Genomic DNA, 24,441 nt, shown 5'->3' on the forward strand with positions numbered 1-24,441 from the left:
GACGCATGAGCGAAACTGGTGCTACGGCAGGCCGTCAAAACAGCACGACACCAAACGCCTCTCGCAGTGGAGCGGCGGAAAACGAATCCAGCAACCCCTCTGCCTTGGCGCGCACCATGAAACAGCTGCGCGGCAATCCGTTAGTGGTTGTATTGATTGCGGCAGCGGCCTCTATCGCCGTTGTGGCTGCTTTATTTATGTGGGCTAGCAGCCCCGAGTACCGTGTGCTTTACAGCAACCTGAGCGAAGCGGATGGTGGACGAATTATTTCGGAGCTTGATAGCCGCGGCGTACCCTATCAGTTTAGCCAGGGGGGCCAGGCACTGCTGGTGCCCGGCGAGCAGGTGCATACCCTCAGGCTCCAGTTAGCCGAGCAAGGCTTGCCCCGCGGCGGCAACCTTGGCCTAGAGCTTATGGAAACCCAAGCTTTTGGGATTAGCCAATTTGCTGAGCAGGTGAACTTTCAGCGTGGCCTGGAAGGCGAGCTTTCACGCTCTATCGAATCACTAGGCCCCGTCGAAAGTGTGCGCGTGCACCTATCGATGGCAAAGCCGTCCGTCTTTATCCGTGACCGCGAACCTGCCAAGGCCTCTGTGGTGTTGAATCTCTTGCCAGGTCGCGTCCTTGGCGAGGGGCAAGTTAGCGCCATTGTGCACATGGTATCCAGCAGTGTGCCTGAGCTTGCTGCTGAAGATGTGACGGTGGTTGATCAGAACGGCCGCCTACTCACTGCCAATAGCGCCCAGGGTAATGACCTGGATGGTACGCAGTTAGCATACATCAGCGAAGTGGAGCGCTCCTATCAGCAGCGTATTGAGAACATTCTTTCGCCCATTGTTGGCCGCAACAATGTTCGCGCCCAGGTAGCGGCACAGATCGATTTTTCACGCCGCGAGCAAACCTCCGAGCGTTACAGCCCAAACCAAGCGCCTAACGAATCAGCAGTCCGCAGCCGTCAGCTTAGCCTCTCTTACGATGGCGAAGATCCATTGGCCACCGGCATTCCTGGGGCGTTAAGCAATACTCCTCCCGGGGTAGCTCCCTCCCCCATCAACCAGCTAGACCCGGAAGAGGGTGATGTTGCGGACGATGCAGGTACCGAACCAGGCGCTTTGCGCAACCTGCGCCAAGAAGATGTCGTTAATTACGAAGTAGATCGTAGTATTGAGCATATTCAGCACCGCCTTGGCCAGATACAACGCCTCTCAGCGGCTGTTGTTGTTAACTTTCGCGACGTCACTAATGAAGAAGGCGAGGTTGAACAAGTCGCGCTCAGCGATGAAGAGATCACCCAAATTGAGCGTTTGGTGCAACAAGCAATGGGGTTTTCGGATCTGCGCGGCGATCAAGTGGAAGTGGTTAACACCCCCTTCGCTGGCGATGATGATACCCGCGTCGAACCGGTCTGGTGGCAACATCCCGACAACCTAGCGATAGCTGCCAATTTGGGGCGCTACTTACTAGTTGCGCTAGCCGCATTGCTACTCTACCTGCTGATTTTGCGCCCATTAATCAAGCGCTACACCCAGCCGCCCGTAATGGCCGCTGCTGTGCCTGGAAGCACGTTGAGCACCCGTGTTGGTAGCGACGAAGATGACCAGGAAAGCGAGGGTGAAGGCGAGGGCGATGATGAGGCCACCTATAGCAACAAGCCCAAGCGTCGTCGCAAAACGTCGCTTTACGAACACAATCTTAACGACCTGCGAGAAATGGCCCAAGAAGACCCCCGTATGGTCGCGATGATTATTCGCAGCTGGATGAACGCTAATGACTAGCATTGCTGAAATGGGTGGCGCGCGTAAAAGCGCCATTCTTCTGCTGGCCCTGGACGAAGACAGCGCCGCTGAGGTTTTTAAGTTCCTTAGCGCCAGCGAAGTGCAAGAGATCAGTATGGAAATGACACGGCTTCAGCAAGTCTCCCATGATGATATGAAAGCCGTGCTAGAAGCCTTCCATCAAGAAACCGAAGAGTTCGTGGCGCTTAACCTTAACTCTAGTGAGCATATTCGTTCAGTACTGACTAAGGCGCTGGGCAGTGAACGAGCTACTAGCCTAATTGAGGATATTCTCGAAACCACGGGCGAGAATTCAGGTATTGATGCACTCAACCTGATGGAAGCCTCCATGGTGTCGGAGCTGATTCGCGACGAGCATCCGCAGATCATCGCCACCATCCTAGTTCACCTGGATCGCCATCAGGCTGCTGATATTCTCGAGCTCTTCGAAGAGAAACTGCGTAACGACGTGGTGCTTCGGATCGCCACCTTTAGCGGCGTGCAACCAGCCGCGCTTCAGGAGCTTACCGAAGTGCTTACCAGCATGTTGGATGGCCAAAACCTCAAGCGCAGCAAAATGGGCGGCGTAAGAACCGCAGCAGAGATCCTCAATTTGATGAACTCTGCTCAGGAAGAGGTGGCCATCGAAACCGTCCGCTCGCACAGCGAAGACCTTGCCCAGAAGATCATCGACGAGATGTTCCTATTCGAGAACCTACTCGACCTGGACAACCGCGCGATTCAGATGGTACTTCAGGAAGTGGAGACCAACTCGTTGGTGGTGGCGCTCAAAGGCGCTCAAGATGCCCTGGTGGACAAATTCCTACGCAACATGTCGCAGCGCGCTGCCGACTTGGTTCGCGAAGACATGGAGGCCCGCGGCCCTATCCGCATCTCGCAAGTGGAAACCGAGCAGAAAGCGATTCTACAAATTGTGCGGCGCTTAGCGGATTCCGGAGAGATCGTCCTGGCGGGCGGAGACGACGAGTATGTCTAATACTCATTCGCCCGAATTTGATCGCCACGGCGAGTGGCGACGCTGGCAAATGGATGAGCTGGTAACGCCTGCTAGTGATAAATCTCCACAAAATGCCTCAGGCCCCACGGCTCACCAGCGCAAAGTGGAAGCTGCCCAACGCGCCGCCGCAGAAGCAAGGGCACGCGAGGAAAAACAGCGGCAAGAGGTTTATGAGCAACTTCGCCAAGCAGCCGAAGAAGAAGGCTATCAAGCGGGCCTGAAACGCGGGCACGAAGAGGGCCTTACTAAAGGCCTGAGCGAGGGACGCGACCAAGCAGCCGAAGAGCTTAAAGAGCAAATTCGTCAAACGGTCGCACCGCTAGGATCATTGGCAAAGCAGTTTTCAGATGCCCTTGAGCGTCTTGATGACACAATCGCCCATGATCTTGCTGAACTTGCCCTGGCAACAGGCAAACAGCTAGCAGGAGACGCGCTAACTGAGCATCCTGAGCATATTTTGTCCATCGTTCGCGAGCTGCTGCATACCGAGCCACCGTTAGTCGGCAAACAGCGTTTATGGCTTAACCCAAACGACCACGCCTTGGTTGAAGAGCATCTTGGTGGCGAGCTAGAGGCTGCTGGCTGGGTACTGCAACCCGACGATCAGTTGGCCCGTGGCGGCTGCCGCGTTACCAGTGCCCAAGGCGAACTGGACGCGACGTTTGAGAGCCGCTGGCAAAATATTAATGCACAACTGCGCAAACGACATAGCAACAACGCGACGCCGTCCGAGTAACGCGATGAATCACTCCACTTGCCCTCACCAACACCGCTGGCGTAAGGCACTGCAGCGCACCAGCCAGCGTGTGAGCCGACTCCCCCACTACCGAACCAGTGGGCGGGTTGTGCGCGCGACAGGCATGGTGATTGAGGTGGTTGGCTTACGAGTGGCGGTAGGTAGCGCTTGCCACATTGAACTGCCAGGAGCAGATGGCCGGCTAAACGATAGCCACAAGCATGCAGAAGCTGAAGTCGTCGGTTTCTCCGGTGAAAAGCTGTTTTTAATGCCGCTAGAAGAAATCTCTGGCTTGATGCCGGGCGCACGCGTCACTCCCATGGTCGATGGCAATGGTCACAGTGCGCGCCGCTTCCCGATCGGTGACGAGCTACTCGGGCGAGTCTTGGATGGCAATGGCAATCCGCTCGATGATCGTGAAGGCGTGGAGGAAGCTCCCCGCACGACGCTCCAATCTCGGCCGCTCAATCCGCTGTCACGTGCGCCCATCGAATCACAAATCGATGTTGGCATTCGCGCCATCAATGCACTGCTCAGCGTGGGTCGTGGCCAGCGCATGGGGCTATTCGCAGGTTCCGGCGTGGGTAAATCGGTTCTGCTGGGCATGATGGCGCGCTATACCCAAGCCGATGTGATCGTGGTGGGCTTGATTGGCGAGCGTGGTCGCGAAGTACAGGATTTTATTGACAATATCTTGGGGCCAGAAGGGCGCCGACGCGCTGTTGTTGTCGCCGCCCCTGCGGACACCTCGCCGCTGCAACGCTTGCAAGGGGCCGCTTATGCCACACGTATCGCCGAAGGGTTTCGGGACTCTGGCCGCAACGTGCTGCTGATAATGGACTCCCTAACACGCTATGCCATGGCACAGCGGGAGATCGCGTTAGCTATTGGCGAACCCCCTGCCACTAAAGGGTATCCGCCCTCCGTCTTTGCCAAGCTACCCGGCTTGGTAGAGCGGGCGGGCAATGCTGAGCGAGGCGGTGGCTCCATTACCGCGTTCTACACCGTGCTAACAGAAGGCGATGACCAGCAGGACCCGATCGCTGACTCCGCCAGGGCCATTTTGGATGGTCATATCGTCCTGTCGCGGACGCTGGCAGAAGCCGGGCACTATCCTGCTATCGATATAGAAGCCTCTATCAGCCGTGCAATGACCGCCATCGTGACGCAGGAGCAGCAGCAAAAAGCGCGTACCTTTAAACAGATTTTTTCACGCTATCAGCGTAACCGCGACCTGATCAGCGTAGGGGCCTACAGCCCAGGCCATGATCCGCGGCTGGATGAAGCGGTGAATCGCTTCCCAGCCTTAGAGCGGTTTCTTCAACAGAACATTGACGAGTGTGCAACGCTTGAGGAGTCCTACCAGGCCCTGCACACGGTAGTGGGAGGCTAAATGAGTCATAACCAGCTTGATATGCTGACGGACCTGGCCCGTGATGCTCGTGACCAAGCAGGAAAACTGCTGGCCCAAGAGCGTCAAACCCAACAGCAAACGGAAGCCCAGCTGCAGTCACTCAACCGCTACCGAGTAGAGTATGCGGAGCGTTTGCAGCACGCCATGCGTGACGGCATTGACCCCGCTACCATGTATAATTATCAGCAGTTCTTAGCCTCGTTGGATGCCGCCCTAGTGCGTGCTAGGCAAGCACTGACTGCACAGCAAAAACGCGTACAACAGAGCCAGCAGCATTGGCAACAAGAGCAGCGCAAGCTCTCTTCTTACGATACACTGGCCTCACGTAGGCTATTAGAAGAGCATCGCCGCCAAGCGCGTTACGAGCAAAAAGCAACCGATGACTTTGTCACTAGTCGTGTAGCTCGCCAACAGTCTGATAAACCACTTTAGCGCCGGGTCAGGAAGCCTATCCATGAATATTCAACTGTTACTTTCTGCGAACCCCAGCCAGGGCAGTGGCGCATCAGCCTCACAAGCGACGGAGGCTCAAGGCTTTCCCACTGGGCTATTCCGCCAAGCCATGCTGCAGGCGACAGACCCCCAACGCCCAATGGGCGCACTTTCTAATGCTCCATCCCCCGATGGAGAACAGGCGCTGCGTGATTTTACCTCGCTCCTAGAATCGCTGGGTATTGAGCTAGATGAAAGTGCACTTGCCGATCTATTTGGACAGTTGCAATTGGCTACTCAGGCTATGCAGCAAAAATTAAGCAGTCAAAGTCTTGGAGCACTTAGTAATCAACAAGTAACTGCTGAGACAACTGCTCAAACGATGAATGGCTTAGTCAAGCGACTTGAGTCACTTGATATTAAGCTCAATCAAGAGGAGATTGCAGAGCTTTTTGCTCAGCTACAAACGGCTGAACAAGGCACCCCAGAACCGCTAATAGCATTAGCTGCAGCGGCGGCTACCGACAACACGTTGGACATGCCATCACCTGCTCTACAGGAAATTTCCAGTCGGCTGACATTAGTCGCTGCCTTTACTGATGACGCAGGCCTACCGTCCCCCACTACTACCCAAACAACGTCTGTCGCCGCTATCGCCGAACAGTTAGCGATTGGCAAAAAAGACGCGCTAGCTCTCATCAATGCTTACCAACAGCTATCGGGTAGCACAGGGTCTAATGGGTCTGCTCAGCGCCCTGAAACGCTCAGCCAGCAAATAGCAGCGCTTTCATTGGGTAATGTTGCTAATACAGATACGAGCACTCAGCAGACAACCTCAAATACGCTTGCCGCACCAACCATGCAAACAATGGCCACCAGTGTGCACGTCAGCAGTGAAGCCATGGCTAACGCTCTGGCGGTTAGCGGTGCCTCTGGAGAAACAGCAGCGCGCATTAGCGGTGGTAACGAGCTAGCATTTAACCTGCCCGCACCACAGCCTATTGCTGCAGCAACGGGAGCCTCACTGCCCTCCTCTATCGCCACCCCTGTCTCTCACCCCGCCTGGCCGTCACAGCTAGGCCAACAGCTCATTCAGCTTGTCCAGCGAGGGGGGGAGCAGCATGTTCAAATGAAACTACATCCTGCTGAGCTTGGGCCACTTTCTATCTCGTTAAAAATGACAGAACACGGCGCACAAGCTCAATTTTTATCCGCTCACGCTCAGGTTCGACAAGTGATTGAACAAGCGATTCCTCAACTGCGTGAAGCACTGGCGGAACAAGGAATTTCACTAAGTGACACATCAGTGGGTGAGCAAGGCTTTTCTAATCAACAGGAAGCGTTTGCTCAGCAAAGCACAGGCTCAAGCGCTGGTGGTGAAAGCGGGGTCACTAGCGTTGAGGGTGAAACCGGGACGCCTGTACCTGTGGGCTCCTCCATCGCACTCGATGGACGTGTGGACCTTTATGCTTAAAACATAGCCACGCTATAAGTATGGTTTAATTGTGAGTACCGTGTTAACTAGCTAAACCAAAAGATAGGCTCTCCAAGAGAGCCTGTTCGTTTCTTCATTATCACCCGCGTCAGGCATAATGCTTGGCTAGTGTCATGTGCGAACATCATGGGAACAACAATGGCAGAATCAAGCGGCGGATCTAAAAAACTGCTCTGGGTAATGATCATTCTCGTACTGCTTTCCTCTGCAGGGGCAGCAGCGGCTATTTATCTAGTGCTGGATCAGCGCGACAGTGGCGAGGTTCAACAGCAAACGATCGAGCTTACCCCCCCTGTGTTTACACGCATTGAGCCATTCACTGTTAATTTAGCTGATGACCGCTATGGTTCACGCCTGCTCTATACGGGTATTACGCTGCGAGTGGGTAACGAACAGAGTAAAGCAATTATCGAAGAGCATATGCCGCAAGTGCGCAGCCGCTTACTAATTCTATTATCGGGCAAACAAGCCAACGAACTCACCTCGACAGAGGGGAAAGAGGAGCTGGCACAGGCAATTATTAGTCGTTTGAACGTACCCCTCAGCGAAAATCAGCCCCCCCTAGATCTTAGGGAAGTGCTGTTTACCGAATTTATTGTGCAATAACCTCGGGAACTGGAGCCGTTCATGTCACAGGACGATCTACTGTCCCAGGAAGAAATTGACGCCTTACTAAAGGGTGTCAGTGGAGACGAAGAGCCCTCTCCGGCTTCGTCCAAGTCTCAGGACGAAACAAAAATTCGACCGTATGACCCGTCGACTCAACATCGGGTCATACGCGAACGTCTGCATGCGCTTGATTTTATTAATGAGCGTTTTGCTCGTTATTTCCGCAACGGGCTATTTAACCTAATTCGTCGCAGCTCAGACATCACTGTCGAGTCCGTGCGCTATCAAAGCTTTAGCGACTTCTCACGTAACGTTCCGGTGCCGACCAACCTTAACATCGTGTCGATGAAGCCGATGCGGGGCTCTGCATTGGTGGTATTTCCACCAAATCTCGTGTTTATGGTAGTAGACAACCTGTTCGGTGGAGACGGGCGATTCGTTACGAAATCAGATGGGCGCGAATTTACCAATACCGAACAACGTATTATCCAGCGCCTGCTCAATCTTGCGATTGATGCCTATCAAGAAGCTTGGAAGGTAGTATACCCGATAGATGTCCACTTTCTGCGCTCCGAAGTCCAGTCTAAATTCGCCAATATTACTAATTCACCTAATGAGATTGTGGTCAATACCAAATTCAATATTGAGGTAGGCAACCTATCCAGTAGCTTTCAGATTTGCATGCCCTACGCAATGATTGAGCCGCTGCGCGATCTATTGGTTAACCCGATCAACGATAGCAATCATGACAGTGATAGCTCTTGGTCACGTCGCATGGCCAGCGAGCTGCGCCAATCTGAAGTTGAGTTGGTCGCTGACTTTGCGCAGATTCCGAGTCGAATTGCTCACGTCATGGGGCTAAAAAAGGGGGATGTTTTGCCGATGGACATTCCCAGTACGATCACCGCCAGCGTTGACGGCGTCCCTGTGATGGAGTGTGAATACGGCAGTCAACGCCAGCAGCGCGCCCTGCGTGTTGTGCGTATGATCGACCATGCTGCTATGAATAACGTATCGTCCAAGGACTTTATTAAAGGTTCAACGCGACAGAAAGCCAAGGAACCCAAAGCATGACTGACCCTAATAAACCCGATCAAAAAGTCTCTGATGACGATTGGGCGGAAGCCATGTCTGAGCAAGAAGAGCCGTCGTCTAGTGCTGATGCCGCAAGCGATGATGATGACCCCTGGGCAGCTGCCATGGCAGAGCAGGAGGCTGCAGAGCAGGCCGATACGGAAGATGAGCCTGAATCAGAGGCACCTCAAGCCAAGCCAGCCAGCGACGATGTATTTCGCCCGCTGAGCGCAGAAAAAAGTGCGACTCCCTCCCGTGATCTTGAGATGATCATGGATATTCCGGTTAAGCTTACCGTTGAGTTAGGGCGCACCAAACTGACGATTAAGCAGCTATTAGAGCTCGCTCAAGGATCTGTCATTGAGCTGGAGGGGTTAGCGGGTGAGCCAATGGATATCCTGATCAATGGCTACCTAATTGCTCAGGGGGAAGTAGTAGTTATCGAAGATAAATACGGTATCCGTATTACTGAGATTATTACACCATCCGAGCGCATTCATAAACTAAACCGATGAGTGTTGCGACCTCTAGTGCGCAAGCCCCCCTTGAGGCATTAAGTGGCGGTGATGCATTAATCGGCATGGCGGCATTAGGCAAAACAGCCGCCGCACTAGCGTTGGTGATTGCCATTATTTTGCTGTGTACATCGCTGCTCAAACGCTGGCAGCATCATCGCTATGACCATGGTGCACGTTTACGCATCGTAGGTACCACCGCAGTAGGCAATCGCGAGCGAATTGTGGTCGTCGAAATTGAAGACACATGGCTCGTTCTGGGCGTTAGTGGTGGCCGCATTAGTAAACTACACGAACGTCCAGCGCCTACTGATCGTACATCATCCACTCCCCCCCGTCCGCCGACCCGCTTCTCACAGCGTTTAGCTAACGCTATAGCTAATAGTCGCGGCAAGGGCGACAGTACTTCCTCAGACTCTCAGCATACCTCATGAAATACGCTCAGCATTTTGCCTGGCTCTATTCGCGTCACTGGTGGCTGATGAGTATTCTCATCATCGGCTGCCTCGTGGCTTTTCCTAGCCACGCCCAGCAACTACCGGGGTTAGTCTCGCAACCAACGGAAGGTGGTGGTCAGCAGTGGTCTCTCTCTCTACAAACACTGCTGCTCTTAAGCTCGTTGGCGTTCTTGCCAGCAATGCTGCTGATGATGACCAGCTTTACCCGCATCATCATTGTACTCAGCCTGCTAAGGACAGCGATGGGTACTCAAGCTACGCCGCCTAACCAGGTACTGTTGGGGATCGCGCTCTTTTTAACGTTTTTTATTATGTCGCCAGTACTTAACCAAGTATATGACACCGCCTGGGTGCCGTTGACGGATGAGGTGATCAATTTTGAAGAGTTCCTGCTTCGCGCGCAGCTACCTTTCCGAGAGTTTATGCTGGCTCAAACACGGGAGCCAGACCTGGCCCTATTTGTTCGTTTAGCCGATGTGGGCCCCTTGCAAGGGCCAGAAGAACTACCAATGCGCGTCTTGCTACCTGCCTTTGTCACCAGCGAGCTCAAGACGGCCTTTCAAATTGGCTTTACCATCTTTATCCCTTTTTTGATCATTGACCTTGTAGTGGCCAGTACGCTAATGGCGTTGGGGATGATGATGGTTCCACCGATCACTATTTCGCTGCCATTTAAGCTCATGCTTTTTGTATTGGTTGACGGCTGGCAGCTCATTATTGGTTCGTTGGCAGAGAGCTTTTATATGATTTAACGTCGCGGGGCGACGAGGAGCGTAATCATGACACCCGAGATGGTGATGAGCGTCGCTTATCAGGGTATGCGCGTGACACTTTTTCTAGCTGGTCCTATGCTGTTAGCAGCACTATTTACAGGTCTGATTATTAGCCTGTTCCAGGCCGCTACCCAAATAAACGAGATGACGCTGACATTTATCCCGAAAATCTTAGCGGTGTTTGCCGTTCTGGTACTAGCGGGCCCCTGGCTCATCGGCTTAATTACCGACTTCACGACGCGGCTATTTACCAACATACCCGCAATGGTGATGTAGCCTGTGGTTGAAGTAACATTTGCCCAGCTTCAGGGGTGGCTGGTGGCCTTTTTTTGGCCCTTTGTGCGTATTACGGCCTTTATGACAGCGACGCCTTTATGGGGCCACTCCAGCATTCCCAATCAAGCTAAAGTAGCGCTTGCCGCAGTGATCGCCGTCGTCATTGCTCCCGTTCTCCCACCGATGCCCAGTGTACCGCTCATGTCTTGGGCAGGTCTGGGCATCATCATTGAGCAAATGCTGATCGGTATTGCGATTGGGCTGGTGATGCACATTATGTTTGCCGTTGTCCAAGCGGCCGGTGAGTTTATCGGCCTTCAGATGGGGCTTGCCTTTGCGAGCTTCTTTGACATGTCTAGTGGCACCAACATTATGGTGCTATCACGCATTCTCTATATGGTCACCCTGCTCATGTTTCTCGCCTTTAATGGCCACCTAATGGTGTTAGAAACACTAGTGATGAGCTTTGAAACACTTCCAATTGGAATTGGCAGCCTTAATCCTAATGCGTTTGAACTACTGGCACGCTACGCAGGTACTATCTTTGCTTCAGGTATGCTGCTCGCTTTGCCTCTGGTAGCCTCGTTGCTCATTATTAATCTGGCGCTAGGCATCCTAAACCGTTCAGCACCGCAGCTAACCGTGTTTAATATTGGCTTTCCTACCTCGCTCACCGTTGGCATAGTGTTGCTCATGGTGCTAATGAGCGATATCGGCAGCTTTCTTCAGCAGCTGTTTAGCCAGGGAATTAGCTTTACGCAAAGCCTGATTGAGACCATGGCGCCCTTAAATTAATGCCCCGGCACATGGCCAGGGCATAGCAAAAGAGTGACTGCTCGCTAAGACATTACATAAAGTCAAATAGCGACATCCCCTTAATATCCACAAACGCTTTTTGAGAAGCCTGCAGACCAACCTGACGCAAGCTATATTCTGAAATAGCATCAGCGTAGTCCAGATCCACCAAGTCAGAAAGCGTCTGCTCATAATTGAGCATCCGGTTACTACCTACAGCATCCACCACGTCTAGCTCGTTTAGTTTTGCCCCAGCCGAAGCGCGCACTGTTAGAACATTATCAAGGGCATTATCTAGATCTCGCATAGATGTGTTTAGCGTATTGCGCAGTTCTGCTTTCTCGGCAGGCGTTTGAGCCGGCGATTCTAATACACGGATGGCCGCTTCCATCGTACGAAAGAGATCGGCAGGCCGCTGGTCACTACCCGACTGGGCAACAAGAATCTCGTCGTCAGGCTCAGCGCTGCCAGTGAGTGTGACATTAACACCCCCAAAACTAAGCTGCTGACCTTTACCGACATATTCTCCTGTCACCACCAAATCATCAGGATCTTCCTGCCACTCGCCTTCACTAAAACGCTGCACTTGGTAGCTGACGCCACTATCCACCGTCGTGTCTTCATAAAATACAACACGGTAGCTGTCGCCATACCCAGGGTCATTGACATTACTCACCTGTGGGCCACTAAACGTCACGCTACCAGTATTTCTACCCGCCTCACCCGGAATTGGCTGCCCATCTAAACCGCTCTTCACAGCCTCGGCGACATAGCCTGCACCGCTCGGTACACTTTGGAATATCGAGATACCGTTCTCCGTGACCGGCATTAAACGTGAGGCATCGATACGCTGCTGGCGAGCGTTATCATCCCCTTTATACTCAATATTGCCTTCACTATTTTTAACAAAGGGAGGTGCATTATCAGCATAGCCACCAAATAAGTAACGACCGTTACCATCAGTCGCGTTTGCTTGGCCGATCATGGTTTCGTAAATACCTTTTAGCTCGCTGGCAATCGATTCTCGGTCAACATCGCTCAAGGTATCGCTTGATGCTTGAACTAGTCTTGTCTTTGCACTAATAACGGAGTCACTGATGCTATTAAGTATACTTTCTGTCTGTGCTAGAGAGTTACGTGCAGATACGCGAGAGTCTTCAAACTGTTGGGTAATCGCCTTAGATTGATCAACACGCACGGCGCGCGCTGCTGACTGTGGATCGTCCGAAGGGTTAACCACACGGCGCCCGCTAGCAATCTGTTGACTAATTTTTAGAAAGTCATTCTGCTGACGGTTAATTGAAGCCGTACTTTGTTCATACATGGTAACGCTGCTAATACGCATGAGGCAGACTCCTAACCGTTAGCTACGTAAGCCTAAAATAGTGTCAAAAATAGTAGAGGCCGTATCGATGACGCGGGCATTGGCTTGATAAAACTGCTGAAAGCGAATCAGATTTGCCGCTTCTTCATCCAGGTTAACACCAGACTCCGACTGCTGCACTGCACGCAGCTGATCAGTTAAGCCTTGGCGTGCATCAAGGTTGACCTGAATAATGTTGGTGCGATTTCCCACATCGCTGACCAGCGCCCCATAAGCGCCACTCAATGAGGCAGAACCACCTACGATATCCTTACTCTGGAGATCTTGGAGCGCTAAGGCATTGCGATTGTCGCCTGCAGCAGCGCTCCCTTGCTGAAATGTTAGAGTCCCTTCTGTAGATACATCAGCTAATACAAATGAGACACCATCAATAGTGATTTCATCGTCCTCAGCCAATACAGCTGCGGCTGTACCTGCCGAATCTTGAACGACTCCATTAGGATCTAAGATTCGCGCTTCGCCGTTAACAGAGACCTGACCAGCATACCCACTGACAGATAAGTGCTGATTGGCATTAAGTTCAATTTCCAGTGATTCCGACGTATTGGCAAGCGCATTCTCATAGCGAACATTGCTCACCTCTAGGTCTCCACTCTGCTCAACTAAGCTACCTGCAGCAATTTTATCTAAGTCTGAAACAATGGCTTCCATTCCACCAGCAGCACGTCGTAGTGGTTGAATTTCAAAGCTATCGCCATTTTGGGCAAGATTAATATCGTTGAAATTGACATCAACACCGGCAAAACTTAGAACATTGTCGCTAAATGACCATTCATCCGCCTCTAGCGCCTCACCGGTATCTTTTCTAATCACTTCAAACTCTTCAGTCGATGCATTAATAACACGCACCGTATAGTCGGTTGCTCGTAATGCGCTAGTATTCGCAGAGTCGATCGTAGCACTGACCTCTGCGGATCCCTTATTATCTGTATTATAGTAAGCGTTAGATTGACCAATACTAAAAAACTCTTGGCCCTGCTCACCGTTCAGGTCAACACCTTTTTGGTGTTGCGCATTAAATTCGAGTGCAATAGAAGCCGCCAACTGCCCTATCTGGTTCTGAGTTTTATCTAATGTCTCAGATCGAAAGCTCATTAAGCCACCTAATGAGCCACCTGTAATTAAACCTTCATCTAGGCTGACAAGGTTGCCATTACCACGAGCCCCTTCACGGTAGCCAACGACGATCCGTTGTGGATCATTCGGTGATGTAACAGCTTCGAGTTTATAGGCAGTATCCCCCGTGACGAGCGGCTGCCCATTAGGAAGAGAAAGATTGTAAGTCTTGCCATCTTGAATATTAAGACGCAAGTTCATCTTTTCATTCAACTCGGAGATCAGCTGGTCGCGCTGATTCAGCAAGCTATTTGGTGCCTCACCAAGCTGTGCACGCGAAAGTGCTATTTCACGGTTAATATTAGCAATCTGGCTTGTGGTGTTATTTATTTGGGTAATTTCGTCTTTAATTTGGCCGTTAACGCCTGATTGTAAATCCTGCAGATATCCATCAAACGAACGGAATTGAGCCGTTAGCGTATCCGCAGTGCCAAGCACGCCCTGCCGGGCGGCAGGATCCGAAGGAGCACTTGCTAAATCCTCAAGAGCGGAAAAGAAATTCTGCATCAAAGGAGAGAGACCTGCTTCACGATCTGCAAGCAAGTTATCGATTTGAGAGATTTGCGTATTGTAGGTCTCTAGGGCTGTTGATTGCGACTTGGCATTGTTCAATTGCGCGGCAACGAACGTATTGAACTGACGCTCAATATCTGCAACGCGGACACCGGCATTGTTCCGGCTTTCATTGAGTACCGTAATCTCTCGATTGTAGCCAGGAGTATAGACGTTACTAATGTTGTTGCTCGTTGTATTGAGGGCATTCTGCGCCGCATTGAGGCCGCTTAAGCCGATCGAAAACATGCTCATGGTTCAATTCCTTAGGCCGATTCTCTACTTATCGGCAGTGCGCAGAAAAACTTGAGTAGTTACCTAGCGAGAATCCGCCAACAGGCTACCCGCAGAACTCAGCGGCCCCATCGTATTCATTACCGATACCAGCTTATCGGCATAGCGCGGGTCGGTGGCATAGCCGCCACGCTGTAACTCACGCGCTGCTTGCTCTGCGTTAGACGCCTGCAAAACACCGGCGTAACGCGGATTGTTGCCAATTAGGTTGGCATAATCGGTAAAGGCATGCTCGAACGAGTCGTAGACACGGAAGGTGTCGACGACCTGCGTACGGCGACCGTTCACGTATTCGTGGGTTACGATGTCGGTGGTCTTACCCTGCCACTGGCTACCTGCCTTGATGCCAAACACGTTATAGCTGTTATGCCCCTGCTGGGTCGCGATTTCATGGCGTCCCCAGCCGGTTTCGAGCGCGGCCTGCGCCAAAATGAGTTCAGCAGGCACGCCCGTGGCTGCGCTCGCCGCTTGGGCAGGCATGGCCAGCGTTTGCATGAAACGCGTGACATGGTCATGCCCAGAGGCTGCTGTACGCGGGGCTTCTACAAGCGAAGCGGAAGCGCTGCTGCTCGCTGGCTGTTGCCGAATGGCATCCAACTCATCGTAAAAACGGCCGCTGCCCGACGCGGGAGCCTGGCCACTATCGGGCTGCAGGGGGTTGTCCAGAACGCGCGGTGTGCCGCGGGGAATGCCAGCAATCAGCGCCTGAAGCTCCTGGTCAGAATTGGAGGCTGGCTGCCCCACCACGCCCTGACGATGCAGTTGTTCCACCAACGCATCGGCCAAGCCGATACCCCGGGAAGCCATAACCTGAGACCACTGCTGATCGAGCATGGACTGATAGAAGGTCGTATCGCGACTCTCCAGCAGCCCCGAGGTCGGCGTGGCATCCCGCATGCTTTTGACCATCATCTGAATGAAGAGCGCTTCGAACTGCTGCGCCGCGCCCTGCACGCCCGCTTCAGGATCAACGCGCGCATTGTGCTGCAGCCGCTGGAAGCCGTTCATATCCAGCGCGAACTGACTGGTCATATCGCCCATGCTCATCAGATGATCTCCAGCTCAGCACGCAAAGAGCCTGATGCTCTTAACGCTTCCAGAATCGACATTAAATCCTGAGGTGTCGCACCTAATGCATTCAGTGCATTCACCACGTCTGCCAAGTCTGCTCCTTCAACAATTTGCAGGTAGGCTTCCTGCTGCTCAATATTGATATCCGCATCAGGCACTACAACGGTTTCACCCTCCCCGAGTGGGTTAGGCTGGCTAACACCAAATTGGGTATCAATCATAATCGACAGATTACCGTGGGCTACTGCAGCTCTACGCAGGGTAACCGCGCTGTTCATAACCACAGAGCCTGTACGTGCATTGAGCACCACTTTGGCGGGCGCCTCAGCTGGTGTTAGCTGAACATTCTCAACCCGAGCCATAAAATTAACCCGAGCGTTGGCATCCATTGGGCCATCGAGGGCAATGACTCGGCCATTGCGTGCATAGGCAACAGACTGGCCGAACTCATTGTTAATTGCCGTTACCATGCGCTGAACGGTGCCAAAATCAGCGTCGTTCAGCTGCAACTCTAGCATCCCACCGTTGCCACCAAGATTGAGCGGCACTTCACGCTCAACAAGAGCCCCGTTCGGAATGCGACCAGAGGCCTGCTGGTTAATCTGTACGCTACTACCACCCGCCTGCGCACCGGCGCCGCCCACTAACATATTGCCCTGGGCAATCGCATAGGTATCGCCATCGGCACCTTTCAGTGGCGTCATCAATAGTGTGCCACCACGCAGGCTACTGGCGTTGGCAATCGAAGAAACAACGATATCGAGACGCTGCCCTGGACGGGAGAATGGTGGCAGATCTGCAGTCACCATCACAGCAGCGACGTTGCGCAGCTGAAGGTTGGTTCCAGGCGGAACGGTCACGCCTAACTGCGACAGCATGTTGGTTAAACTTTGGCTGGTGAACGGCGCTTGGGTGGTTTGGTCACCGCTGCCATCTAACCCCACCACCAAGCCATAACCAACAAGCTGGTTATCACGAACACCAGCAAAGCTCGCTAGCTCGCGCACCCGCTCGGCGTGTGCTGGCAGCATCACAAAACAGAGAGCCAACAGAGTCGCAAAGCGCGCGGTTGCTTGAATCCGTTGATACACCTTCCACTGCATAGCCATTTCACCAGGTCTCTGTTGTCGAGCTTGTTGACACGCCTAGAACGGCGAAACATTCAAGAAAAAGCGCTGCAGCCACCCCATATGCTGCGCTTCGTTGATATAGCCATCGCCCACGTACTCGATACGCGCATCGGCGACTTGAGTCGACGGCACGGTGTTTTGCGCGGTAATCGTGCGAGGATTCACGACACCGGAGAAACGAATGAACTCGGTGCCCTGATTGATCGCGATCTGCTTCTCGCCGCGCACGCGCAGGTTCCCGTTATTCATGACTTCCAATACGGACACGGTGATCGTACCGGTAAACGTATTGTTGGCCTGTGAGCCACCGCCGCCCGCAAAATCACTGGCCCCCTCAACATCGAAACCGTACTCCGCCAGTGTATCCAGCACGTCGGGAAGTTGGGCCAAGTTGAGGCTGGCACTGCCCGAACGGTTGGCATTGGACTGAGAGTTCTTACTAGCACTGACTTCTTCATCCAGCACAATGGTCAGAATGTCTCCTATCGTGCGCGGCCGACGATCTTCAAAAAGAGGCTGATAGCCGCGACGCGCCTGATAAATAGAGCCATTAGGAACAGGTGGCGGACGGTCGATGATAGTGATTTGCTCTTGTTCGCCGACGACAGAGGCACGCGGGATTTGCGCGCACCCTGCCGTCAATAACACCAGCAGTGCTAAGCTCACCATCACGATGCGGCGTAACTTAAAGTTTGATTTCAGCATAGCGCGACCTGTTAAGAAGCCCTGACGAACTTTGACATTAGAGCTGGCTTAGACGCGCTAGCATTTCATCGCTGGTAGAGATAGCACGACTATTGATCTCATAGGCACGCTGCGTTTGGATCATATTGACCATCTCTTCGACGACGTTCACGTTCGATGTCTCCACATATCCCTGGAACAGTCGTCCGGCACCGTTGTTGCCTGGGATGTCTTGATTAGGTGCGCCTGATGCGCCTGTTTCAAGGTAGAGGTTGCCACCAATACTTTCGAGGCCAGCGGGATTAATAAAGGTGCTGAGTGAGATTTGCCCCACTTCTGTATCCGTTGCAATCCCTGGCTGGCGAACGCTGACGATTCCGTCTTCACCAATAGTGACAGAAAGTGCATTCACAGGAAGGAAAATGGCTGGCTCAATTGGGTAACCGTTTGCTGTCACCATCTGACCATTTTCATTGAGTTGAAAGCTACCATCTCGTGTATAACCCGCCGTACCGTCAGGCAGTAACACCTCAAAGAAACCGTTCCCTTCAATGGCCAAGTCACGAGAATTTTGTGTTTCTTCTAGGCTTCCCTGGGTATGTAAACGCTCAGTAGCAACCGCACGCACACCCGTACCTACTTGCATCCCAGACGGTAGCCGGTCCTGAATATTATTCTGGGCCCCAGGCTGGCGCATATTTTGGTAGAGCAGGTCTTCGAATACCGGGCGCGAACGTTTAAAGCCATTGGTGCCGACGTTCGCCAAGTTGTTCGAAATAACATCTAGTTTGGTTTGCTGAGACTCCAGCCCGGTCTTGGCAGTCCACAAAGACTTAATCATACATATATTCCTTTGGCTGAGTGGCTGCGATTAGCCCTGAATAGATAAAATACTGTTAGCTCGCTGAGCATTTTCATCCGCCGTACTTAGCATCTTCATCTGCATATCGTAGCGGCGCGCCACGTCAATCATGGAGACCATGGCATCCACGGCGCTGACGTTACTGCCCTCTAGAGCGCCGCTTACCAGACGCGCCTCTTCATCAGCCTGAAGTACGCCTGGCGCACCATCATCGCCAGGAGGCGCCCTGAACAAACCATCCTCACCACGCTCCAGGGCCTGTTCATCCGGTGTAACGAGCTTGATGCGGCCAACGTCCACCATTGCCTCAGGGCCCTCTCCTTGAGGAATGGCACTAATCGTCCCATCTGCCCCAAATGAGATTTGCGCGCCCTGTGGAACAGCAATCGGCCCAGCGTCTCCCATTACAGGGCGGCCTACACTCAACAGAACACCGTCACTATCAAGCTGCAGATCACCGCGACGGGTATAGGTCTCTGTACCATCTTCTGCTAACACCGCCATCCAGGCGTTTCCTTGCATGGCCACATCTAACATACGTCCAGTGCGCTCGATGGGGCCTTGTGAGAAATCAGTACCCGGCGTGGTTGTCACCGCCGCCACCCTTGTTGGCAGGGTGCCCGCGCCTTCAATGGGTACCGAGCGCGCAGCCTGCAACTGAGCACGAAAACCAGCGGTGGACACATTCGATAGGTTATTACTCACTACCGACTGCTGTTCCATCGTGTGTTTAGCGCCACTCATGGCGGTGTATAGCATGCGATCCACAGCATCAACTCCTTAATCAATCATTAAAGATTAATAATGGTCTGCAGGAGCTCGTCCTGAGTGCTGATCGACGTCGAGTTCGCTTGGTAGGCACGCTGCGCTACGATGGTATCGACTAGCTGCTTGGCGAGATCAACGTTGGAGTTTTCCAACACGCCTGACTCAATGGTGCCAAAGACACCGGTGCCCGCCGTACCGATAATGCCAATACCTGAAGCATTAGTTTCACGCCAGGCGTTATCACCAATGGCCTGCAAACCTTCTTTGTTAGCAAAATTCGCCAACACGATTTGCCCGGCGTCGCGGCGCTCCTCGTTGGTATAGATACGAATCACACGCCCCTCACGCGTCACCTCTAGACCGGCCAAACTGCCAGACGTATAGCCATCTTGTGTCAGCGTATTTTGAACGGAATTATTGTTAAACTGTGTTGTCCCCGTAAGCGTGAAGTCATAGCTCAACGCTTCCGCGCCATCCCCAACTAGAAATTCCAGTTCAGCAAAGGCCTTGGTAGCCCCGGGATTATCTATCGCTGTCGCATCGAAAGCATCAGCACGATCACTTCCGTTTGTAGAAGCACTATCTTCGTTAATCGCTGGAGGTATTCCCGGTGACCCAAAGGTCAGAACATACCCTGCATCAGCAACACCAACGACGGTATCTTCGTCCCGGGCACCACTCGCCGCTGTGTCTAAATCACCATAGGTGGCCAATTGACCATTACCATTGAATTTTAACCAAAAGGCGTTATCCATATTGGTCGATGCTGCACCAGAGCCGCCTGTGAACGATAGCTTACCGTCCACGGCCTGAAACGCTTTCCAAGTATTGTCGGCTACCTTCTCATAATAAACCGTTATATTGCGCTCATTACCTAGAGAGTCATAAGCCGTGAAACTGTTGGAGTAATGGTAAGATACATCTATTTCAAGAGGATCGCCTGCAGGATCGTAAGCTCCATCGCCATCTACGGTGAGCAGATTTCCAGTCGAGTCAACGGCCTGAAGTGAAGACTGCTGTAGATTCTGCCCAGGTACGATACTGGCATCTAGATTATAGGTAGCCGCTGCGTTAGCCGTTGCTTTAGCTGGAATATCAGCAGAAGAAATATTGATGGGTGTCGGTGCCCCCCCAGCAATAACAGGCGAAAAAGGATCGTTTGGTTCTGACAGCCCATAGCCCGTCAGTCGTTGCCCGGCCGCATTTACTAAAAAGCCTTGATTATCTTGGCTAAACTGGCCATTGCGCGTATACGCAGCTTCACCACTATTAAGCTGAACACGGTAAAAACCTTCACCCGCTACAGCAAGGTCCAGCGTACGTCCAGTTGCCTCTAAATCGCCAGCCGTAAAGTCTTGACGCACGTTTGCAATCTTGACACCTAAGCCCACTTGGCTATTAGCACCTGCAAACACGTCTGCAAAGATAGCGCCCGAGCTCTTGAAGCCGACGGTTTGCGAGTTCGCAATATTGTTGCCGAGAATCTTCAGGTTTTCTGATTGGGCGTTCAGGCCACTTAATGCTTGAGAAAAGCTCATTTTTTTCTCCTAGAGATGGGAAATTCTATACATCAAAGAATTTGTTTTACGTCATTCAGACTGATTTGCCCATAAATGGCCCCAAGGTCCAACCGAACACCGCCATTGCCATCGTTGGGTGTCACGCTATTAACAATGGCGTAGTTAAGGGCAGTAGACTCAATCACTTCGCCTTCGGCATCCGTTGCTTCTAGCTGAACTGTATAGCGATTACTGGCGACAACGTCACCCTGATCATTTTTTCCATCCCACTGGAAAGACTGCACGCCCTCTTCAACAGACCCCAAGTCGTAGCGACGGATTACCTGGCCGCCTTGACCCAAAATCGTTGCCTGCACATTTGCTGCTGGTTGCGCTAGCTCAATGCCAAAGGGCGTAGAGTAAGGCTGGCCTTCACCATCCTGCTCCAACATGATCTGACGACCAGGCACCATGACGCCTTGGCCAATTAGCCCACTCGCCTGCAGCGCCTGGTTGGCATTCATTTGGCTGGTAATACTTTCCAACGTAGAGTTGAGCTGCTCAATGCCACTGACGGTGTTGATTTGAGCAATCTGCGACGTCATCTCCGCGTTTTCCATCGGCTTCAGAGGGTCTTGATTCTGAAGCTGGGTGATAAGCAGCGTCATAAAACTATTACGTAGCTCTTCTGACTGGCTCTGCTGTAGTTGAACGCCACCACCATTAATATTGGATAACGTTGCTGGGTTAATTGTGTTCATCGTTAGCCCTCACCGAGCGATAGCGTTTGAACCATCATCTGTTTGGTTGTGTTGAAAACCTCGACGTTGGCCTGATAGGAGCGCGATGCCGAAATCATATTGACCATCTCATGGACCGGCTCAACATTCGGCTTAGCAACGTAGCCATCTTCATCAGCCGCTGGGTGGTTCGGCATATACTCCATGCGCAGCGGTGAATCGTTTTCCACAACCTCAGTAACCCGGACGCCGCCGACACCGTAGCGGTTAGACTGTGCCTGGGTTTCAAACATCACCTGCTTTGCGCGGTAGGTTTCACCATCGGGCCCTGCCACGCTATCGGCATTGGCCATGTTGCTTGCCGTTACATTCATACGCTGCGCTTGGGCGCTCATCGCAGAACCGGCAATATCAAACGCTGAAAACATCGACATCGCTTATTTCTCTCCTATTACTAGGTTATTCAGGTTGCATCGCATTTTTCAGGCCCTGAATACGACGGTTCATCATGGTGAGCGCCGCCTGGTAGCGCACAGCGTTATCCGCGAACTGGGTTCGCTCACGGTCCATGTCAACGGTGTTACCATCCAGGCTCGGCTGATCAGGAACACGATAGAGCAGCTCGGTGTTTCCAGCACCACGCCATGCGGGGCCTTCTCCTGCCAAGTGCTGTTCGGAGGTACGCGCTAACGCTAAGCCGCCATTTGGCTGCTGTTGAGACTGTCCGCCTTCAACGGCTTTTTTCAGCTCACTAGCAAAGTCAATGTCGCGCGCCTTATAGTTGGGCGTATCCGCATTGGCAATGTTAGCGGCTAGCACTTGGTGACGTGCTTGGCGCAGGCCCAGCGCCTGCTGGTGGAAGTTAAAGGCAGATTCAAGCTGATCAATCATGCCGATCCTCGCTCGCCGTGAGGCCAAAATAAATCGGAAATTGTTGATGATGAATAATATGCCCCTCTCTTTCACCTTAAAGCATGGAACAGCTACCGTTTACACCAGCATTTCCCATGATGCGTAGGATACTTTTGCATTACACTCCCATGCTGATGTTTACCATCTGATTTTCTATACTGGGCGACTTTACCCATGCGCTATTTGCTGCACATTGTTGCACGCTACTCAGCAGTTAAGACATTGTTGTTACTGCTATGTGTTGGCTTATCCCAACCCTCCTGGGCAGAAACAAGCGATCAGTCACTTGTTGAAAGCGTCCAACAATTTCTCTATCAAGAAGCACAGGCCCTGGGACAAGAGGCAGTCATCAATATCGCACCGCCATCCCCCCATTTACCCACCTGCATACAGCCAACGCCCTTTCTGACTAACCCTAACCAAGCTCCTATTGGGCGTGTTTCTGTAGGCGTTAGGTGTGGAGCTGATGGGCGTCAAGTACGCTACCTTCAGGCAGAAGTGGGTGTCATTGGCAGCTACGTTGTGGCAAGCCAAGATATTGATAGAGACACGTTGGTTACCGCAGCTATGCTCGACCAGCGGGAAGGCAACCTTAGCGATTTATCTAGCCAAACGCTGACCGACCAGGCCGATATTGTCGGCAAAGTAGCTCAGCGGCCTATCCGTAGTGGCAGCACGTTTCAGGCGCATTTCCTGCAAGCACCTAGCCTCGTGGAACGCGGGCAGCGCGTAACAGTCATAGCAGAAGGAGCAGGCTTTCGTGTCTCTCGAGAGGGGGAGGCACTTGCTGATGGGGCACAAGGAGAAACCATTCGTGTGCGTTTTGGTTCTCGTGAAATAATGACGGCGCGGGTGATCGGCCAAGGCACATTAATGGTGGATTTTTAGCCTAAGACCTAAAGTGTTTAGCACCTAGGCCGATAGATAGTCATACAGCGCGCGGCACCCCAACGTTGACGATGAGGCCAACAACGTGAAAATTGATAACCTTAATCCGCTGCTTCGCAATACTCCAGCGCAGCAGCGTGATGACGCACAGAAGGTAAGTGAAGCAAAGCAGCCTGAAACGGGTAATACTACCCGTGAAGCGACTCAGCTCAGCCAATCTAGCATCGATAGCAGCCAGGATATCGACATGGCTAAGGTACAGGAAATTCGTGATGCTATTCGTGAGGGACGGCTCGAAGTGCGTGCCGACCGTATTGCGGATGGTCTAATTGCCAACTTGAAAGATCAGTAAATCTACCTATGAGCCTTTCACGCCTACTCTCCAGTCAGTTGCAACGCCTCGAGGATTTGATTGCTTTACTCTCCAGCGAACAAGAGCAGTTGACTAAAGGCAGTATTGACGGCGATATATTGACTGATATCGCGGGTAAGAAACAGGCGCTTCTAGAAGAACTAGAACGCATGGAGGTATTACGTCGCGGGGTACAGGCAAAACTTGGCTATCCAGAAGGCGGTCCTGGCGCGAAGCTGGCGGCCACAGATGCTGACTGCCTAGCAACCTGGGAAAGCTTGCTAGAAAAAAGTGAGCGAGTTTCACGAATGAATGCATTAACCGGGCAAATGCTCTCATTGCGTATGAAGCATAACCAGGAAATGCTGGACTACATTCGCCAAATTGCAGAAAAAACGCTCTACAAGCCCAACGGGCGCAATAGTGCTCAGCCGGGCCGCATTAATGCCTCTGCTTAACAAGCAATTATAGACAAATACTATACAAAGCGCTTCAATGGGAACAACATCGTTCACCATCGGAGTTTGTTATGCTGCCTCATCTTCCAGAAGGTTTCACCGCCGTTGTGGCAGGTGCAAATGGCGGTATAGGAAGCGCCATACTGCAAAGCCTGCTTTCATCTCCGCAAAGCAGTTGGATGAAGTATCATTTGCCCAGGTGATGCATATTAATGCGGCAACCCCAGCCCTGCTGAGTTAAGCTCAGTTCTTGTGTATGGAGGGCAGTAGAGAGGGTGGCGTATCCTGTTGATTGATCTCGCCAGATCACAACCAACATAGGACGGATACGCCATGAGCAATTCTACTCTCCAAGCCGTGA

At 52.4% G+C, this 24,441-nt stretch carries 27 protein-coding genes; 16 read left to right on the top strand and 11 right to left on the bottom strand.

Features of this window, described 5'->3' with window-relative positions:
- Positions 1-5 precede the first annotated feature (5 nt).
- The 13 genes from fliF to fliR all read left to right on the top strand — a co-directional run bounded on the left by fliF (position 6) and on the right by fliR (position 11,370).
- Positions 6-1,775, top strand: coding sequence for a flagellar basal-body MS-ring/collar protein FliF (gene fliF / locus NH344_RS04835; RefSeq protein WP_058577006.1), 1,770 nt, complete (start codon positions 6-8; stop codon positions 1,773-1,775).
- Positions 1,768-2,772, top strand: a complete 1,005-nt coding sequence (fliG, locus tag NH344_RS04840) for a flagellar motor switch protein FliG (protein WP_044629575.1) — start codon at positions 1,768-1,770, stop codon at positions 2,770-2,772. Before fliF ends, fliG begins: the two co-directional genes overlap by 8 nt.
- Entirely contained in the window at positions 2,765-3,529 is a 765-nt protein-coding gene (locus NH344_RS04845) for a flagellar assembly protein FliH (protein ID WP_062360438.1), read from the top strand. The genes fliG and NH344_RS04845 overlap by 8 nt, the downstream gene beginning before the upstream one ends.
- Before the next feature lie 4 nt (positions 3,530-3,533).
- Positions 3,534-4,922: a flagellar protein export ATPase FliI gene (fliI, locus tag NH344_RS04850; protein ID WP_062360436.1), complete on the top strand. Its 1,389-nt coding sequence runs from the start codon at positions 3,534-3,536 to the stop codon at positions 4,920-4,922.
- Positions 4,923-5,375: a flagellar export protein FliJ gene (gene fliJ, locus NH344_RS04855; RefSeq protein WP_044629578.1), complete on the top strand. Its 453-nt coding sequence runs from the start codon at positions 4,923-4,925 to the stop codon at positions 5,373-5,375.
- Between the two features lie 22 nt (positions 5,376-5,397).
- Positions 5,398-6,849 (top strand): flagellar hook-length control protein FliK, encoded by a 1,452-nt coding sequence (locus NH344_RS04860; protein ID WP_253027592.1) that lies wholly within the window; start codon positions 5,398-5,400, stop codon positions 6,847-6,849.
- A 159-nt stretch (positions 6,850-7,008) separates the two neighbouring features.
- Complete coding sequence (fliL, locus tag NH344_RS04865; RefSeq protein WP_253027593.1) at positions 7,009-7,476, top strand: flagellar basal body-associated protein FliL; 468 nt, start codon at positions 7,009-7,011, stop codon at positions 7,474-7,476.
- A 21-nt stretch (positions 7,477-7,497) separates the two neighbouring features.
- Positions 7,498-8,553: a flagellar motor switch protein FliM gene (fliM, locus tag NH344_RS04870; protein WP_058577001.1), complete on the top strand. Its 1,056-nt coding sequence runs from the start codon at positions 7,498-7,500 to the stop codon at positions 8,551-8,553.
- Entirely contained in the window at positions 8,550-9,068 is a 519-nt protein-coding gene (fliN, locus tag NH344_RS04875; protein WP_044629581.1) for a flagellar motor switch protein FliN, read from the top strand. Before fliM ends, fliN begins: the two co-directional genes overlap by 4 nt.
- On the top strand, positions 9,065-9,502 hold the full coding sequence (gene fliO / locus NH344_RS04880) for a flagellar biosynthetic protein FliO (RefSeq protein ID WP_054641148.1): 438 nt from the start codon (positions 9,065-9,067) through the stop codon (positions 9,500-9,502). The genes fliN and fliO overlap by 4 nt, the downstream gene beginning before the upstream one ends.
- 47 nt (positions 9,503-9,549) lie before the next feature.
- On the top strand, positions 9,550-10,278 hold the full coding sequence (fliP, locus tag NH344_RS04885) for a flagellar type III secretion system pore protein FliP (RefSeq protein WP_089675601.1): 729 nt from the start codon (positions 9,550-9,552) through the stop codon (positions 10,276-10,278).
- A 27-nt stretch (positions 10,279-10,305) separates the two neighbouring features.
- Positions 10,306-10,575, top strand: a complete 270-nt coding sequence (fliQ, locus tag NH344_RS04890; protein WP_044629584.1) for a flagellar biosynthesis protein FliQ — start codon at positions 10,306-10,308, stop codon at positions 10,573-10,575.
- Between the two features lie 3 nt (positions 10,576-10,578).
- Positions 10,579-11,370: a flagellar biosynthetic protein FliR gene (gene fliR, locus NH344_RS04895; protein WP_230834971.1), complete on the top strand. Its 792-nt coding sequence runs from the start codon at positions 10,579-10,581 to the stop codon at positions 11,368-11,370.
- Between the two features lie 52 nt (positions 11,371-11,422).
- On the opposite strand, the gene flgL is transcribed toward fliR, so the two are convergent.
- The 11 genes from flgL to flgB all read right to left on the bottom strand — a co-directional run bounded on the left by flgL (position 11,423) and on the right by flgB (position 22,361).
- Complete coding sequence (gene flgL / locus NH344_RS04900; protein ID WP_253027594.1) at positions 11,423-12,715, bottom strand: flagellar hook-associated protein FlgL; 1,293 nt, start codon at positions 12,713-12,715, stop codon at positions 11,423-11,425.
- Positions 12,716-12,733: 18 nt separating this feature from the next.
- Positions 12,734-14,677: a flagellar hook-associated protein FlgK gene (flgK, locus tag NH344_RS04905; protein WP_253027595.1), complete on the bottom strand. Its 1,944-nt coding sequence runs from the start codon at positions 14,675-14,677 to the stop codon at positions 12,734-12,736.
- 63 nt (positions 14,678-14,740) lie between these two features.
- Positions 14,741-15,763, bottom strand: a complete 1,023-nt coding sequence (flgJ, locus tag NH344_RS04910; RefSeq protein WP_058576996.1) for a flagellar assembly peptidoglycan hydrolase FlgJ — start codon at positions 15,761-15,763, stop codon at positions 14,741-14,743.
- Positions 15,763-16,818, bottom strand: coding sequence for a flagellar basal body P-ring protein FlgI (locus tag NH344_RS04915; RefSeq protein ID WP_232059501.1), 1,056 nt, complete (start codon positions 16,816-16,818; stop codon positions 15,763-15,765). Before NH344_RS04915 ends, flgJ begins: the two co-directional genes overlap by 1 nt.
- 114 nt (positions 16,819-16,932) lie before the next feature.
- Positions 16,933-17,622 carry a flagellar basal body L-ring protein FlgH gene (locus tag NH344_RS04920; RefSeq protein ID WP_058576995.1) on the bottom strand — a complete coding sequence of 230 codons (690 nt, stop codon included), beginning with the start codon at positions 17,620-17,622 and terminating at the stop codon, positions 16,933-16,935.
- A gap of 37 nt (positions 17,623-17,659) precedes the next feature.
- Positions 17,660-18,442 carry a flagellar basal-body rod protein FlgG gene (gene flgG / locus NH344_RS04925; RefSeq protein ID WP_058576994.1) on the bottom strand — a complete coding sequence of 261 codons (783 nt, stop codon included), beginning with the start codon at positions 18,440-18,442 and terminating at the stop codon, positions 17,660-17,662.
- Positions 18,443-18,472: 30 nt separating this feature from the next.
- Complete coding sequence (flgF, locus tag NH344_RS04930; protein WP_058576993.1) at positions 18,473-19,231, bottom strand: flagellar basal-body rod protein FlgF; 759 nt, start codon at positions 19,229-19,231, stop codon at positions 18,473-18,475.
- 23 nt (positions 19,232-19,254) lie between these two features.
- Entirely contained in the window at positions 19,255-20,769 is a 1,515-nt protein-coding gene (gene flgE, locus NH344_RS04935) for a flagellar hook protein FlgE (RefSeq protein ID WP_058576992.1), read from the bottom strand.
- Positions 20,770-20,801: 32 nt separating this feature from the next.
- Positions 20,802-21,491 carry a flagellar hook assembly protein FlgD gene (locus NH344_RS04940; RefSeq protein ID WP_058576991.1) on the bottom strand — a complete coding sequence of 230 codons (690 nt, stop codon included), beginning with the start codon at positions 21,489-21,491 and terminating at the stop codon, positions 20,802-20,804.
- Positions 21,492-21,493: 2 nt separating this feature from the next.
- A complete protein-coding gene (gene flgC / locus NH344_RS04945; RefSeq protein WP_058576990.1) occupies positions 21,494-21,904 on the bottom strand; it encodes a flagellar basal body rod protein FlgC in 411 nt (136 codons plus the stop codon).
- Between the two features lie 25 nt (positions 21,905-21,929).
- Positions 21,930-22,361, bottom strand: coding sequence for a flagellar basal body rod protein FlgB (flgB, locus tag NH344_RS04950; protein ID WP_058576989.1), 432 nt, complete (start codon positions 22,359-22,361; stop codon positions 21,930-21,932).
- 195 nt (positions 22,362-22,556) lie between these two features.
- On the opposite strand from flgB, the gene flgA reads away from it, so the two are divergent.
- The 3 genes from flgA (at position 22,557) to NH344_RS04965 (ending at position 24,080) form a co-directional block, all read left to right on the top strand.
- On the top strand, positions 22,557-23,270 hold the full coding sequence (flgA, locus tag NH344_RS04955; protein WP_058576988.1) for a flagellar basal body P-ring formation chaperone FlgA: 714 nt from the start codon (positions 22,557-22,559) through the stop codon (positions 23,268-23,270).
- Positions 23,271-23,355: 85 nt separating this feature from the next.
- Positions 23,356-23,622, top strand: coding sequence for a flagellar biosynthesis anti-sigma factor FlgM (gene flgM / locus NH344_RS04960; RefSeq protein WP_044629596.1), 267 nt, complete (start codon positions 23,356-23,358; stop codon positions 23,620-23,622).
- An 8-nt stretch (positions 23,623-23,630) separates the two neighbouring features.
- Positions 23,631-24,080: a flagellar protein FlgN gene (locus tag NH344_RS04965; RefSeq protein ID WP_058576987.1), complete on the top strand. Its 450-nt coding sequence runs from the start codon at positions 23,631-23,633 to the stop codon at positions 24,078-24,080.
- Positions 24,081-24,441 lie beyond the last annotated feature (361 nt).

The organism is Halomonas sp. Ps84H-12 (assembly GCF_024124725.1).
Taxonomy (GTDB): domain Bacteria; phylum Pseudomonadota; class Gammaproteobacteria; order Pseudomonadales; family Halomonadaceae; genus Vreelandella; species Vreelandella aquamarina.

Coding starts and splice junctions, on each gene's coding strand:
- NH344_RS04845 (WP_062360438.1), top strand. CDS start 2,765: ATGTCTAATACTCATTCGCCCGAATTTGATCGCCACGGCGAGTGGCGA.
- flgJ (WP_058576996.1), bottom strand. CDS start 15,763: ATGAGCATGGGCGATATGACCAGTCAGTTCGCGCTGGATATGAACGGC.
- fliN (WP_044629581.1), top strand. CDS start 8,550: ATGACTGACCCTAATAAACCCGATCAAAAAGTCTCTGATGACGATTGG.
- fliM (WP_058577001.1), top strand. CDS start 7,498: ATGTCACAGGACGATCTACTGTCCCAGGAAGAAATTGACGCCTTACTA.
- flgK (WP_253027595.1), bottom strand. CDS start 14,677: ATGAGCATGTTTTCGATCGGCTTAAGCGGCCTCAATGCGGCGCAGAAT.
- fliI (WP_062360436.1), top strand. CDS start 3,534: ATGAATCACTCCACTTGCCCTCACCAACACCGCTGGCGTAAGGCACTG.
- fliG (WP_044629575.1), top strand. CDS start 1,768: ATGACTAGCATTGCTGAAATGGGTGGCGCGCGTAAAAGCGCCATTCTT.
- NH344_RS04965 (WP_058576987.1), top strand. CDS start 23,631: ATGAGCCTTTCACGCCTACTCTCCAGTCAGTTGCAACGCCTCGAGGAT.
- flgE (WP_058576992.1), bottom strand. CDS start 20,769: ATGAGCTTTTCTCAAGCATTAAGTGGCCTGAACGCCCAATCAGAAAAC.
- NH344_RS04915 (WP_232059501.1), bottom strand. CDS start 16,818: ATGCTGCCAGCACACGCCGAGCGGGTGCGCGAGCTAGCGAGCTTTGCT.
- flgG (WP_058576994.1), bottom strand. CDS start 18,442: ATGATTAAGTCTTTGTGGACTGCCAAGACCGGGCTGGAGTCTCAGCAA.
- fliF (WP_058577006.1), top strand. CDS start 6: ATGAGCGAAACTGGTGCTACGGCAGGCCGTCAAAACAGCACGACACCA.
- fliO (WP_054641148.1), top strand. CDS start 9,065: ATGAGTGTTGCGACCTCTAGTGCGCAAGCCCCCCTTGAGGCATTAAGT.
- flgC (WP_058576990.1), bottom strand. CDS start 21,904: ATGTCGATGTTTTCAGCGTTTGATATTGCCGGTTCTGCGATGAGCGCC.
- NH344_RS04920 (WP_058576995.1), bottom strand. CDS start 17,622: ATGCTGAAATCAAACTTTAAGTTACGCCGCATCGTGATGGTGAGCTTA.
- fliJ (WP_044629578.1), top strand. CDS start 4,923: ATGAGTCATAACCAGCTTGATATGCTGACGGACCTGGCCCGTGATGCT.
- NH344_RS04940 (WP_058576991.1), bottom strand. CDS start 21,491: ATGAACACAATTAACCCAGCAACGTTATCCAATATTAATGGTGGTGGC.
- flgL (WP_253027594.1), bottom strand. CDS start 12,715: ATGCGTATTAGCAGCGTTACCATGTATGAACAAAGTACGGCTTCAATT.
- NH344_RS04860 (WP_253027592.1), top strand. CDS start 5,398: ATGAATATTCAACTGTTACTTTCTGCGAACCCCAGCCAGGGCAGTGGC.
- fliL (WP_253027593.1), top strand. CDS start 7,009: ATGGCAGAATCAAGCGGCGGATCTAAAAAACTGCTCTGGGTAATGATC.
- fliP (WP_089675601.1), top strand. CDS start 9,550: ATGAGTATTCTCATCATCGGCTGCCTCGTGGCTTTTCCTAGCCACGCC.
- fliQ (WP_044629584.1), top strand. CDS start 10,306: ATGACACCCGAGATGGTGATGAGCGTCGCTTATCAGGGTATGCGCGTG.
- flgA (WP_058576988.1), top strand. CDS start 22,557: ATGCGCTATTTGCTGCACATTGTTGCACGCTACTCAGCAGTTAAGACA.
- flgB (WP_058576989.1), bottom strand. CDS start 22,361: ATGATTGATCAGCTTGAATCTGCCTTTAACTTCCACCAGCAGGCGCTG.